Consider the following 13,458-nt stretch of genomic DNA (forward strand, 5'->3'; position numbering starts at 1 on the left):
CTCGCCACAACTATGTCTGGCTCAGGCTGATCAGCGCCGCAGTCAACCGCTCGATATCACTGGCCAAGGTAATCAGCCCCGGGGTTATGCGGATGCACGGCCCGACGCTGGTATTGCGCACCACGGTGAAGATCCCGTGCTCATTGAGCAGTCGATCGGCCATCGCCTGTTGATCGACATGGGCGGTGAAGCGCATCGCCGTGATGCCGCAATAGAGACGCCGGTCATCCGGGGTCATGACTTCGATGCCCGGCACATCGCGCACGGCATTCACCCACAGGTCGCGCAGGTAGCACAGGCGCGCGCCTTTGGCCAAGGCGCCGCCCAGGCTCCGGTGTTCTTCGAAGACCAGGGGCAGGGTGAGCAAGGCCGGGATATTGGGCGTGCTGTGGGGCGTGCGCGAGCGGACGTCGGTGGAGGGGTAGCTGTCTTCGTCCATGTCCGGGGCGATGTCGGCCAACCGCTGCGGCGCGATGTACAGGAAGCCCTGGGAGAGAGGGCCGCCGATCCATTTCTGCAGGTTGAACCCGGCAAATTCGATCCCCAGCTTCTTCAGGTCGAAATCAATCTGGCCCAGGGCGTGGGCACCGTCGAGAATGATATCGACGGCAAACTCCCGGGCGCTCTCGGCAATGGCCTGGACCGGCATGACCAGGCCGGTGAGGTGGTTAACGTAGGTCAGTGCCATCAGCCTGAGACGCGGGTAGCGAATGAATGCTTCGCGATAAGTGCCCACCAGGCTTTCGAAACTGGCAGGGTGCTGGTGGACGATTTCGATCACCTCCACGCCCCGCTGGCGAGCCAGCCAGCGCATTGCGCTTTTGACCGAGGCATATTCCAGATCGCAGATCAGCACTTGGTCGCCCGGCTTCAGACCGTTGTAGTTGCGAATCAGCGTCTGCAAGGCATCCACCGCGCTGCCGGCCAACGCCACGCTCTGGGGGGAAGCGTGGATCAGCCGGGCGATCTGCTGACGAATGGCTTCACCGTGTCCACGGTCGAAATGCTGGCGCACGTACACCGAATTGCCCCGATTGATGAATTCGATATGGCGCTGGTATTCCTCCACCACGGTACGGGACATGCGGCCGAAGTAGCCGTTCTCCAGATTGAGTGGCCCGGCGGGATCGACGTCGTAGCGACCGACAAACGTCTGCCAGAAAGCTTCATCGTGGGCGCGTAGCGTGTTTTCGGGCATGACGGGGGCTCAACTGGTCAGGGGCGAGGCTTGGGTTTGCCGTGTTTGGCGCGCAATGGATCGAGCAGGTCCGACAGTCCGTTATGATCGATTTCCTGCATCAGTGCCAGCAAACCACCCAGTTCACCGTGAGGGAAACCCTCGCGGGCGAACCAGTTCAGGTATTGACCAGGCAGGTCAGCCAGGATTCGACCCTTGTATTTACCGAAGGGCATCTGGCGCGTGACCAGCAGTTCGAGCTTTTCCGGGTTCATGGCAATCGTCTTGATTCAAACAGCTTGGAAAATACAGGCATTCTGCATGCAGGCCAAATGACAGATCATGCAAATAACGCGGATACAGATTTCTTCTTTTTTGATAACTGATTGATTTTAAACGGAATTATATCGATTATTCGGCTGGCACGGCCGATGCAATATCCCTTGCAGGTTTTCTATTCACCAAGCAAAGGAACTGAAAAATGACTGACATCAACAAAGAATCCATCTCCGTCTTGAACGACCTGATCGAGACCAGTAAAGATGGCCAGGAAGGCTTCAAGACCTGCGCTGAAGACATCAAGCATCCGGAACTCAAGTCTCTGTTCGTTCAACGTGCCGCTGATTGCGCAACCGCGGCGGCCGAGCTGCAAGCTGCCGTTCGCTCGCTGGGTGGCGATCCGGAAACCTCCACCAGCGTCGCCGGTGACCTGCACCGTCGTTGGGTGGACGTGAAGTCCATGTTCACCGGCAAGGATGAAGAAGCGGTGCTCAACGAAGCCGAGCGTGGCGAGGACCATGCGCTCAAGGCCTACAAGGAAGCACTGGAGAAAATCACCAAGCACAACCTGGTCGGTATTCGTGACCTGGTTGAGCGTCAGTACCACGGTGTGCAACGCAACCATGACCAGGTCAAGGCTCTGCGCAACCAGGCACGTGCCAGCTAAATAACGCGTCCTGATCCAGAAAACGCCAGCTTGCCTGGCGTTTTTTTTATGGGGACGACTCAGGCTCAAGGTGACCACTGTTGTGGCGCCAGATAGAAACAGTGTGTTGTTGAATCCACAATAATCAGCTGTGGACTCTTAATAGGTAGCTAGCTAATAATTGCATCGGCTATCTCCCCGCATTGCATCTATTGTTACTGGCGTCCCCCAAAGAGTTTTTCGCGTGCCCATAACCTTCCAGGCCTTGTTTGCCCCTGACCGCCTCGCTTTGCAGTTCGCCACCAAGACCGTGCTTGGCGCTGGGCTGGCGTTGTGGCTGGCGTTGCGCTGGGGTCTGGAGCAGCCGTCATGGGCGCTGATGACCGCGATCATCGTCGCTCAGCCCCTGTCCGGGATGGTGATACAGAAGGGCTTGGCGCGATTGGTCGGCACGCTGGTGGGCACCGTCATGTCGGTGCTGTTCATGGGGCTGTTTGCCCAGGCGCCGTGGCTGTTCCTGCTGGCCCTGGCGCTCTGGCTGGGGTTGTGCACCGCCTGTTCGACGCTGCTGCGCAGTGCCTGGTCGTACTCATTCGTGTTGGCCGGTTACACGGTGGCGATTATTGCGCTGCCGGCCATTTCCCATCCGCTGAGTGTGTTCGACCAGGCGGTGGCGCGCTGCACTGAGATCAGCCTGGGCATCGTCTGCGCCACGGCGGCCAGTGCCTTGCTCTGGCCGTTGCGGGTCGAGCGCCAGTTGGCCGGCCAGGCTTTTGCTGCCTGGCAGAGTGGCATGCAGGCCGCCCGTGCCACCCTGGCTGGCGATGCCCAGGCCCGTAAAGGCTTGCTGGAAATTCTTGGCAGGATTGTCGCGGTGGATGCCCAGCGCGAGCATGCCTGGTTCGAAGGTAGCCGTGGCCGACAGCGAGCCCGGGCCATCAGCGGCTTGAGCCAGAAATTGCTGATGCTGCTGCGCCTTTCGCGTTCGGTGCGCCGGCAGTGGAAACAGCTTGAGCCCGAGGAGGCGCAGGCCCTCCAGCCGTGGATGAACGAGGTGCGGCAAGCCCTCGACGCCGACAGTGCGACCTTGCAAGCCTTGCGCCCCCGGGTATGGGATGCGTCTCACGACCCCCAGATGAGCTCGGCGCAAAGTTACTGCCTGGCACGGTTCGCCTTGTTGCTCGATACCGCCCTGGCCGCCTGCGCCGCCTTGACGGCGGTACAGGAGGGCAGGGAAGCGGCGGATCCGCCGCGAACCCTGGCGCCCCATCGTGATCTGTCCCTGGCTATGGTCTTCGGTGCTCGCAGCGCCCTGGCATTCCTGGCGGTCGCCTGTTTCTGGCTGGCGACCGCCTGGCCCGCCGCATCGGGTGCGCTGGTGCTGACGTGCGTGGTGTGCAGCCTGTTTGCCAGTCGCGAAAACGGCGCGCAGATTGGCATGAGTTTTCTGCGGGGCATCCTGTTGGCCGTGCCGACGGCATTTGTGATCGGTGAGCTCGTGCTACCGCAATGGAGCAGTTTTGCGATGCTCTGCATGGCCATGGGCGTGCCGTTGTTTTTCGGTGCGCTGGGTATGGCCAAGCCGCAGATCTTCGCCACCGCGACATCGTTCTGCCTGCATTTTGTCGTGCTGGTTTCACCACTCAATACCATGAAATACGACGTCGCGGCGTTCTTCAACAATGCCCAGGCAATGATGATTGGCGTAGGCGCGGCGGTGCTGGCTTTCAACCTGCTGATTTTGCGCAATCCGGCCTGGCACAGCCGCCGTCTGCTGGCCGCGACCCTCCACGATCTGGTGCGCCTGACCCGTCGCAGCCTGCGTGGTGCCGAGAGCTGGTTCGGCGGGCGCATGGCCGACCGGCTGTTGCAGTTGGCGCGGCATTACCCTGAGTTGCCGGTGCAGGCGCGCAGCCGTTGGGATGATGGTTTGCTTGGCCTGGACATTGGCGATGAGCTGTTGCATCTGCGCCTGAGCCTGGCCGTCGCCCAAGTACCCGATACCCGGGCGCAGCGGCGTTATTTCGAAGCGCTGGAGCAGGTGCTCGAACGCGGCCCGGCCGGTGACCAGGCCGATGCGTTGGCTGCGGCGAGCACGGAGTTCCTGAACGTGTTGTCGACCCAACCACCCGGTGACGCCTTGAAGCTGGCCCAGGGCGCGGTGGTGCAATTGCAAAACAGCTGGCGCGCCTGGTGCCACCAGCACGAACCTGAACGACGGGAGCACAGCCATGGGCTTGCGTGAGTGGTCGATTGGCGGGGTGTTGCTCAGCCCGTTCCTGATTTATGTGGTGCTGGCGTTGCTGGTGACCGGCGCGTTGCGCCTGTTGCTCAGCCTGGTGCCGGCCGGGCGCTGGATCTGGCATGAAGCCTTGTTCGACTGCGCCCTGTATGTCTGTGTCCTGACCGTTATTACCGTGGTCCTCGGGCCGCTATAGGAGTTGAACATGCGTACCTCCGTACGTGTTGCCGTCACGCTGTGCATGGTGGCCGTGGCGATCTTCGCCGGGTTTCACCTGTGGCAGTACTACATGCTCACGCCCTGGACCCGTGATGCGCGGATCCGTGCCGACGTGGTGGTGATTGCACCCGATGTGTCGGGTTGGGTGCGCGAACTCAAGGCTGTGGACAATCAGCAGGTCAAGGCCGGCGATGTGTTGCTGAGTATCGACCGTGAGCGTTTCGAGGCGGCGCTGGAGAAAGCCCGGGCGGTGGTCCAGACGCGCCAGCAGCAACTGAGCCTGCGCGAACACGAAGCCAGTCGCCGCGCGGCCCTGGGGCCTCAGGCCATCAGTGCCGAACTGCGGGAAAACGCCCAGATCAACGCTGGCATCGCCCGAGGCGAACTGCGCGAAGCCCAGGCCGAGACCAAGGTGGCCGAGCTCAACCTGGCCCGCAGTCAGGTCCTGGCCCCACGCAACGGCCACATCACCAACTTGCGCCTGGCCGAAGGCAACTACGTGAATGCCGGGCAGCCGGTCATGGCACTGATCGATGACTCGACGTTCTATGTGCAGGCCTATTTCGAAGAAACCAAATTACCCAGGATTCGTGTGGGCGATCCGGTCAAGATCTGGCTGATGAGTGCCGGCCATGCCTTGGAAGGCCATGTCGAAAGCATCAGCCGTGGCATTACCGACCGCAACACCAACCCCGATGCGCAGTTGCTGGCAGAGGTCGAGCCGACCTTCAATTGGGTGCGCCTGGCCCAGCGGATACCGGTGCGGATCAAGCTGGACAAGGTGCCGGAAGGGGTGAATCTGAGTGCCGGGATGACGGCGAGCGTGCAGGTGCGCGAAGACCAGCCATAAATGTGGGAGCAAGGCTTGCCCGCGATGAAGATGACTCGGTCTCTCAGGGAACCGAGGCGCTTGCATCGCGAGCAAGCTTTGCTCCCACACAGTGGCTCGCCACATGTCATTCACTTTAGAGGGTGGTAATCAGCCGACTGTGATCGCCGGCAACGTCGGCAAGGTCACGGTCTGCTGTTTGCGCGGGGCGAGGATTTCGGCTTCGCCGTCCACCACCAGTTCATCGCGCTGGTTGAATACGCGCGTGGCGATGCGCACACGGAACTTCGGCATTTTCTCCAGGATTTCCAGGCGCACGGTCAGGGTGTCGCCGATCTTTACCGGTTTCTGGAAGCTCATCTGCTGGCCGATATAGATGGTGCCCGGCCCAGGCAACTCGCAGGCCACCGCCGCGCTGATCAGCGCACCGCTGAACATGCCATGGGCGATGCGCTCCTTGAACATGCTCGCTGCGGCGAACTCGGCGTCCAGGTGCACCGGGTTGTGATCGCCCGACATCGCCGCGAACAGTTGGATGTCACGCTCTTCGACGGTCTTGCTGTAGCTGGCGGTCTGGCCGATTTCGAGGGCTTCGTAAGGGGTGTTGGTAACCTGGGTCATCTGTTTCAGATCCTGTGACAGAGTAAAGGAAAAATGCTGCAAGCCTACTCGCTGCGTGGCGGCCGTTTGTGGCTCAGGGCCTGGGCTATCCAGGCCAGCACATCGGCGGTCACTTCATCGCGGTTGGTTTCATTGAACAATTCGTGCCGGGCCTGCGGGTAAATCGTCAATTGCAGGTGCTGGCTGCCGGCGTCACGCAGAGCGTCAGCCAGATCCTTCAGACGCTTGCCTTCGCTCACCGGATCACATTCGCCACCGATCACCAGCAGGGGCAGGCCCGGATCGATTTGGGCGAGATTGGACGCTTTGCTGATTTGCTGCAACCCGCCGAGCAGATCGACCCACAGTTGATTGGTGCAGCGAAAGCCGCACAGCGGATCGTGGACATACTTGTCGACTTCGGCCGGATCGCGACTGAGCCAGTCGAAGGGGGTACGCGTGGGTTTGAATTTCTTGTTGAAACTGCCGAACGACAGCCACTCGATCAGGGCACTGCGCCCCGTGGCACCCTGGCGCCAGCGTTCGAAGCGGGCGATCAGGCGAGCGCTGCGGTAAAGCGCCACCGGCTGAAAGTTCGAGCCGCTGAGGATCGCCCCGTGCAGGCTGGCGCTGTGATGTAACAGGTAACCCTGGGCGATGTAGCTGCCCATGCTGTGGCCCAGCAGCAGGATGGGGGTATCGGGGTATTGCTGGACGATATGGTGGTTGAGGCTGGCCAGGTCGCCCACGACCTTGGCCCAGCCGTCCTCGTCGGCAAAATGGCCGAGAATCGCTTGCTCGCCGGTCTTGCCGTGGCCGCGCAGATCCATGGCGCAGACGCCGTAGCCGGCGTCGCACAGCGCCTGGGCCAGGCGTGCGTAGCGACCGCTGTGTTCGGCCATGCCGTGGGCCAGCATGATCACCGCCAATGGGGCGGTGTCGGGCAACCACTGGTTGACGAACAGGCGGCTATGGTCGGTTGCTGTCAGCCAGAACGTTTGGTGGATCATGGCGATTCCTTTGCACAAGGTCAGACGCAGCGTCGCAGCATTGTATAGCGCATCCGTTGCGTCTCGTCTGAACCGAGGCAGGAAGATTCACACAATCTATGACGCAGGTCGCCATATTTGCCTGATTGGCCATAGCTGCTAGTGTCCCAAGAGCTCCGCCTCTGCAAGCGACACAGAAGCGGCCCGGATACGCTCAGGTAAAGAGGACAAAAACAATGCAGCCTGATTTCTGGAATGACAAACGCCCGGCCGGCGTGCCCCTGGATGTTGACCTTGGGGGCTACAAGTCGGTGGTCGAGGTGTTCGAGCGTTCCTGCAAGAAATTCGCCGACCGTCCGGCGTTCAGCAACATGGGGGTAACCCTCACGTATGCCGAGCTCGAACGCTACAGCGCGGCCTTCGCCGGTTACCTGCAAGCCCATACCGACCTGGCACCGGGCGATCGTATCGCGGTACAGATGCCCAACATCCTGCAATACCCGATCGCCGTGTTCGGTGCCTTGCGCGCCGGGCTGATCGTGGTCAATACCAACCCGCTGTACACCGCGCGGGAAATGCGTCATCAGTTCAAGGACTCCGGTGCTCGCGCGCTGGTGTACTTGAACATGTTCGGGCAGAAGGTCCAGGAGGTGCTGCCCGATACGGACCTGCAGTACCTGATCGAAGCGAAGATGGGCGACCTGATGCCCGGCGCCAAGGGCTGGCTGGTCAACACGATGGTAAGCAAGGTCAAGAAAATGGTCCCGGCCTATTCGCTGCCCCAGGCCATTTCCTTCAAGAGCGCCTTGCGCCTGGGACGTGGCCAGGGCATCAAGCCGCTGAAAGTCAGTCTCGATGATATTGCAGTGCTGCAATACACCGGCGGCACCACCGGGTTGGCCAAGGGCGCGATGCTGACCCACGGCAACCTGGTGGCCAACATGCAACAGGCCCGGGCTTGCCTGGGGCAGCTCGGCGATGACGGTCATCCACTGCTGCGCGAAGGCCAGGAAGTCATGATCGCGCCGCTGCCGCTTTATCATATCTATGCGTTCACGGCGAACTGCATGTGCATGATGGTGACCGGTAACCACAACGTGCTGATCACCAATCCACGGGACATCGGTGGTTTCATCAAGGAACTGAAGAACTGGCGTTTCTCGTTGCTGCTGGGGCTCAACACGCTGTTCGTGGCGCTGATGGATCATCCGGATTTCAAGACCCTGGATTTTTCCCACCTCAAGGTCACCAACTCTGGCGGCACTGCGCTGATCAAGGCCACCGCCGAGCGCTGGGAGCAGATCACCGGCTGCGGCATTACCGAAGGTTATGGCCTGACCGAAACCTCGCCGGTAGCCTGTGCCAATCCCTATGGCGGCAAGTCCCGGCTAGGTACCGTGGGAATGCCGGTGCCAGGCACGCTGATGAAAGTGATCGACGACGCAGGTGTCGAACAGCCCCTGGGCGAGCGCGGCGAGCTGTGTATCAAGGGCCCGCAGATCATGAAAGGCTACTGGAACAAGCCCGAGGCCACGGCCGAAGTGCTGGACAGTGAGGGCTGGTTCAAGTCAGGCGATATCGCGGTGATCGACCCGGACGGTTTCGTGCGCATCGTCGACCGCAAGAAGGACATGATCATCGTCTCGGGTTTCAATGTGTACCCCAACGAGATCGAAGACGTGGTGATGGCCCACCCCAAGGTGGCCAACTGTGCGGTGATCGGTGTGCCGGACGAGCGCTCGGGGGAGGCGGTAAAACTGTTCGTGGTGGCGCGCGAAAGCGGGGTCAGCCTTGAAGAGCTCAAGGCCTACTGCAAGGAGAATTTCACCGGCTACAAGATTCCCAAGCACATCGTGTTGCGAGAGTCGCTGCCGATGACGCCGGTGGGCAAGATCCTGCGGCGGGAGTTGCGGGATATCGCCTGACGCCAGAGAGGTCCCGTAGAAGACCCTGTGGGAGCGAGCCTGCTCGCGATTGCGGTATATCAGTGACAGAGATGTTGACTGGTACACCGCAATCGCGAGCAGGCTCGCTCCCACAGCTGTTTGTGTATTCAGAGCGATTTAGTGAGTTTTGGAATTTTTACTCTAAAAGTGACCATTGCACATTCTTGAGTCATGTTTATGACCGTTAGGCCCACTTTTGGCTCTAGGCGACCCTTGGCAAAGCTGCTACTCTCGGCGCGCTTTTGTGACTTCTCGGCCTTGATTCAAGCCAGATTCACCAATAAACACACCAATAATAATCGCATCAAATGCGGTGAGAATTCGCGTTGCTGAGGAGTGGGCTTCCATGATCGAAGACTTTTGGAAGGATAAGTACCCAGCTGGGATTGCTGCCGACATCAATCCAGATGAGTATCCGAATATTCAGGCGGTGTTGAAGCAGTCCTGCCAACGCTTTGCCGACAAGCCGGCATTCAGCAACCTCGGCAAGACGATCACCTACGGTGAACTCTACGAGTTGTCCGGGGCCTTTGCCGCATACCTGCAACAGCATACCGATTTACAGCCGGGCGATCGAATCGCTGTGCAACTGCCCAACGTTCTCCAGTATCCGGTGGCCGTGTTCGGTGCTATTCGCGCCGGGCTGATCGTGGTCAATACCAACCCGCTGTACACCGCGCGGGAAATGGAACACCAGTTCAACGACTCCGGGGCCAAGGCGCTGGTGTGCCTGGCGAACATGGCGCACCTGGCCGAGACTGTGGTGCCCAAGACGGGCGTCAAGCACGTCATCGTCACCGAAGTCGCCGACCTGCTGCCGCCGCTCAAGCGCCTGTTGATCAACAGCGTGATCAAGTACGTCAAGAAGATGGTCCCGGCCTACCACTTGCCCAAGGCCGTCAAGTTCAACGACGTGCTGAGCAAAGGTCATGGCCAACCCGTGAACGAAGCCAACCCCACCAGCGACGATGTGGCTGTGCTGCAATACACCGGCGGCACCACTGGCGTGGCCAAGGGCGCGATGCTCAGCCACCGCAACCTGGTGGCGAACATGTTGCAGTGCAAGGCGCTGATGGGCTCCAACCTCAATGAAGGTTGCGAAGTGCTGATCACGCCGCTGCCGCTGTACCACATCTATGCCTTCACCTTTCATTGCATGGCGATGATGCTGATCGGCAACCACAACATCCTGATCAGCAACCCGCGCGACCTTTCGGCGATGGTCAAGGAGTTGTCGAAGTGGAAGTTCAGCGGTTTCGTCGGCCTCAATACGCTGTTCGTGGCCCTGTGCAACAACGAAGCCTTCCGCAAGCTGGACTTCTCGGCACTGAAAGTCACCCTGTCCGGCGGCATGGCCCTGCAACTGGCAGCGGCTGAACGTTGGAAAGCGGTGACCGGCTGCCCGATCTGCGAAGGCTATGGCATGACCGAAACCAGCCCGGTGGCTACCGTCAACCCGATCCAGAACATCCAGGTCGGCACCATCGGCATTCCGGTGCCGTCGACGCTGTGCAAGGTGATCAATGACGCGGGCGTCGAACAGCCGTTGGGCGAAATCGGCGAATTGTGTGTGAAAGGTCCGCAGGTCATGAAGGGCTACTGGCAGCGCCAGGAAGCCACCGACGAGATCCTCGACAGCGAAGGTTGGCTCAAGACCGGCGATATCGCGGTGATCCAGCCAGACGGCTACATGCGCATCGTCGATCGCAAGAAAGACATGATCCTGATCTCCGGCTTCAACGTGTACCCCAATGAGCTGGAAGATGTGTTGGCAACCCTGCCGGGCGTGCTGCAATGCGCGGCCATCGGCATCCCGGACGAGAAGTCCGGCGAGGCGATCAAGATCTTCATCGTCGCACGGCCGGGTGTCACGTTGACCAAGGAACAGGTGATGGAACACATGCGCGCCAACGTCACCGGCTACAAGGTGCCCAAGGCCGTGGAGTTCCGCGACGCGTTGCCGACCACCAACGTGGGCAAGATCCTGCGGCGCGAATTGCGTGACGAAGAGCTCAGGAAGCTGGGGCTGAAGAAGTAAGACCGTTGCCAATGAAAAGCCCGGTTCTTGGCGGCAATGCCAGTCAACTTGACTGACTGGCATTGCCGCCAAGAACCGGGTTTTTTACATTCCCGCCGGTGAACGAAGTGGCGGGTCAGCTCCTTCCTTCACGGCACCTGGAACACTTGCGTTCAGGCCGGCCAGATCTTGGCTCGGGCCGGCTGGCTGTCGAGAGGGAATTTATAGTCCTTGGTGTCCGAGGCCTCGATTTTAAAGTGCTTCAATGCAGCGGCGACCCATACTGCAGAGAGGTCGTGATTGGCATATTTCTCTTTGCTGCAGTAGGTAGTGCGGGTCGATTTCTGCAGAAACGACTGGTATCCCTTAGGCATTTCAATACTCCTTTCAGATAGAGTTTCAAATAGGGGTCAGAGCACACGACTGACGTTACTTGGCGACCAGCGCATTTCCGTGTCCTGGCCACGGTACGACGCCACCTTCACGCGCCGATCTCCAAAGGCGCGCAGGTCCCAATTCGGCTGGTAAGACAGGCACAAAATGTAGGGGTAGCGCAGGTCCCACAGGTTGATATCGAGATTGGGCACGAAGGGGCGCAACACGGCTTCCTTCTCCTGGGCCGCGCCGCCACTGTCCCATTGCAGAACCCCGCAGGTCTGGGCGTTGATCAGATAGAAGGGGTGCATGCCGTATTTTGGCCCCGCCGGCTGCGCGTACCACAGCGCCTTGGCGCCATCGCCCGCGCTATCGTCTTCCAATGTGATGCGCTCCGGGACATGGGGGTCGACGGCGATCTGCCAGGTGTTCCAATGGTGGCTGCGGAACTTCACGAAGGGGATGGCTTGCCCCTTGAAGATGTCGTTGCAAGTGAACTTCGCCGTACCGTCTTCAGTGGTATAGAGGTCGGCGTCAATCTCTAGCTCCGTGCGCAGTGTTCGTTCCGGATCGCCGAAGCCGATCACGTAGACATCCCCACCTTTGTCATGGGATGTGCCGTTGCCGTAGCCGATCAGCCCATAGCTGGCTCCGGCATAGGGGCATGGCACGCAGCGAAGGGAATCGTCGCGCCAGCGATGCAGTGTCGCCTCCGAGCCGCCGCATTTATTCTTCAGGAACGCGATGATGTGATCCGGCGGGCTATAGCGGCTTTCCCGCGGCCAGAATTGCGTCGCCAGCAGTACGATGGCGTGCTCAAGTCCCATGGACTCGACACCGGACTTGAACGTATTCCAGAACTGGTTGATGTCGGACACGGCGCTACCGATGGCGGGGGCTGCGAAATGCTCTTCCCGGCCCTGCAATGTCTTGCGATCAACCACCCGCACCTTGATCCCGGGCGTGCCGACGGCTCCGCTCGCAAGCGCTTGCCGTGTCACGTTGCCGACGTCGAGGCTGCTGTAGCGCCAGGTCGAATGGACGCTCAGCGAGCGGCCCCTATAGTGTTCCAAGGCCGTCTGTGCCGCGATGCGCCGCTGCTTGTCGGCAATGAAGGCGTAGACAGGCTTGAATTCTCGCCCGACGACTACCGGTTTTTTCCCCACCGAAGCGATCCATTGGTTCGTCTTACCGTCATACTTTTTCGGCTTGGTGAAGATGACGTCGGAGAAGATGTCGTTGTCGCCGCCCTCAGTGGTGACCGAGGCGTCGCGGCTCTCCATGTATTGCTTGCGCTCGACCGTATCGTCGATCGAACCGTCGGCCGTGAAGAAGATGCCGTACTCGGCCTCCAGTTCGACCTTGATCTTTTCGAGTTCCGTCACTTTGGATTTCTGCACCAGGGCCTGGAAGTACAGATTGCCGCCCAGGGTGATCGAGGTCACCACGTCGGTCCCGAACAGGTCGAAGAACCGATAGAACTCATGCGCGTCCTGGGGGGTGAACGCCGTCGGCAGGCGGGCGACTTCTTCGCTGAACCTGGGCGAGAGCGCCGCGTCCGAGACCGCATCGAGTTTCGCGCCGCCGAAGATGAGGCGCAGGGTCCGCACGGCGGCCGTGTTGTCTTGGTGAGAGGTATATTTCTTTTCAAAGTTGAGGTGAAATTCGGCGGAAAATTCACCGTAGCTGGCACTCGAATTGAATTCGGCCTTTGTTGTGTGGCGATAGTCCAGAATCGATTGGAAGAACGATGAGTAATCTTCGCGTCGGGTATCCGTGTGCCGTTTGATGCCGGCGCCGGAGGTCGGGTCAAATACGCGTTCATCCGGTGCCCGGGCTGCGCTGAGGCGGTTTCGACCATAGCCGAGATCGCCGTTGAGCTTGTTGTAATCCGCGGCTTGGAGGACGCCTGGTATATCCATTTTGTTATTCATGGTTTGCTCCTGCCCAATAATGGATTGATAGATGTATGCCTTGTCTTGGCCTTATCGGGTGGAGCCAATATGAGGCGACGACGCTCATGGCGACAGGCCACGGCGGTATCAGCTCGGTATCAGTTTGGTATCAGACGCAACGATGAGAAATGAACGAGCCGCAGCGCGGGAACCGCGTTGCTGGTGCAGGGTTGTTCAAGGGCCT

At 60.1% G+C, this 13,458-nt stretch carries 12 protein-coding genes; 6 read left to right on the forward strand and 6 right to left on the reverse strand.

Annotation, left to right across the window (positions count from 1 at the left end; translation table 11 throughout):
* Window positions 1–10: 10 nt before the first annotated feature.
* Together PBDP_RS06490 and PBDP_RS06495 are read right to left on the reverse strand one after the other, a co-directional pair.
* The gene (locus PBDP_RS06490; RefSeq protein WP_163855069.1) at window positions 11–1,198 is read right to left on the reverse strand and encodes an aminotransferase class V-fold PLP-dependent enzyme; all 1,188 of its coding nucleotides are present in this window, start codon (window positions 1,196–1,198) and stop codon (window positions 11–13) included.
* Window positions 1,199–1,215: 17 nt separating this feature from the next.
* On the reverse strand, window positions 1,216–1,452 hold the full coding sequence (locus tag PBDP_RS06495) for a DUF3820 family protein (protein ID WP_027912035.1): 237 nt from the start codon (window positions 1,450–1,452) through the stop codon (window positions 1,216–1,218).
* A gap of 206 nt (window positions 1,453–1,658) precedes the next feature.
* On the opposite strand from PBDP_RS06495, the gene PBDP_RS06500 reads away from it, so the two are divergent.
* The 4 genes from PBDP_RS06500 to PBDP_RS06515 all read left to right on the forward strand — a co-directional run bounded on the left by PBDP_RS06500 (window position 1,659) and on the right by PBDP_RS06515 (window position 5,413).
* Window positions 1,659–2,123, forward strand: coding sequence for a PA2169 family four-helix-bundle protein (locus tag PBDP_RS06500; RefSeq protein WP_109755753.1), 465 nt, complete (start codon window positions 1,659–1,661; stop codon window positions 2,121–2,123).
* Window positions 2,124–2,346: 223 nt separating this feature from the next.
* Complete coding sequence (locus tag PBDP_RS06505) at window positions 2,347–4,347, forward strand: FUSC family protein (protein ID WP_212801975.1); 2,001 nt, start codon at window positions 2,347–2,349, stop codon at window positions 4,345–4,347.
* A complete protein-coding gene (locus tag PBDP_RS06510) occupies window positions 4,334–4,540 on the forward strand; it encodes a DUF1656 domain-containing protein (RefSeq protein ID WP_003198565.1) in 207 nt (68 codons plus the stop codon). The genes PBDP_RS06505 and PBDP_RS06510 overlap by 14 nt, the downstream gene beginning before the upstream one ends.
* Before the next feature lie 9 nt (window positions 4,541–4,549).
* The gene (locus PBDP_RS06515; RefSeq protein ID WP_212801976.1) at window positions 4,550–5,413 is read left to right on the forward strand and encodes an efflux RND transporter periplasmic adaptor subunit; all 864 of its coding nucleotides are present in this window, start codon (window positions 4,550–4,552) and stop codon (window positions 5,411–5,413) included.
* A 129-nt stretch (window positions 5,414–5,542) separates the two neighbouring features.
* Here PBDP_RS06515 and PBDP_RS06520 read toward each other — a convergent pair whose 3' ends face one another.
* Both PBDP_RS06520 and PBDP_RS06525 read right to left on the reverse strand, forming a co-directional pair.
* The gene (locus PBDP_RS06520; protein ID WP_092166033.1) at window positions 5,543–6,013 is read right to left on the reverse strand and encodes a MaoC family dehydratase; all 471 of its coding nucleotides are present in this window, start codon (window positions 6,011–6,013) and stop codon (window positions 5,543–5,545) included.
* 44 nt (window positions 6,014–6,057) lie between these two features.
* Entirely contained in the window at window positions 6,058–7,002 is a 945-nt protein-coding gene (locus PBDP_RS06525) for an alpha/beta hydrolase (RefSeq protein WP_212801977.1), read from the reverse strand.
* Window positions 7,003–7,217: 215 nt separating this feature from the next.
* Here PBDP_RS06525 and fadD2 point away from each other — a divergent pair, with 215 nt between their 5' ends.
* Window positions 7,218–8,906: a long-chain-fatty-acid--CoA ligase FadD2 gene (gene fadD2, locus PBDP_RS06530; protein WP_212801978.1), complete on the forward strand. Its 1,689-nt coding sequence runs from the start codon at window positions 7,218–7,220 to the stop codon at window positions 8,904–8,906.
* Window positions 8,907–9,273: 367 nt separating this feature from the next.
* Window positions 9,274–10,965: a long-chain-fatty-acid--CoA ligase FadD1 gene (fadD1, locus tag PBDP_RS06535; protein WP_109755758.1), complete on the forward strand. Its 1,692-nt coding sequence runs from the start codon at window positions 9,274–9,276 to the stop codon at window positions 10,963–10,965.
* Window positions 10,966–11,117: 152 nt separating this feature from the next.
* Here the strand turns inward: fadD1 and PBDP_RS06540 are convergent, their stop codons facing one another.
* Together PBDP_RS06540 and PBDP_RS06545 are read right to left on the reverse strand one after the other, a co-directional pair.
* On the reverse strand, window positions 11,118–11,318 hold the full coding sequence (locus PBDP_RS06540) for a hypothetical protein (protein ID WP_109755759.1): 201 nt from the start codon (window positions 11,316–11,318) through the stop codon (window positions 11,118–11,120).
* A 36-nt stretch (window positions 11,319–11,354) separates the two neighbouring features.
* Complete coding sequence (locus PBDP_RS06545) at window positions 11,355–13,253, reverse strand: MAC/perforin domain-containing protein (protein ID WP_109755760.1); 1,899 nt, start codon at window positions 13,251–13,253, stop codon at window positions 11,355–11,357.
* Between the last annotated feature and the right edge of the window lie 205 nt (window positions 13,254–13,458).

The organism is Pseudomonas sp. St290, assembly GCF_018325805.1.
Lineage (GTDB): Bacteria > Pseudomonadota > Gammaproteobacteria > Pseudomonadales > Pseudomonadaceae > Aquipseudomonas > Aquipseudomonas bijieensis.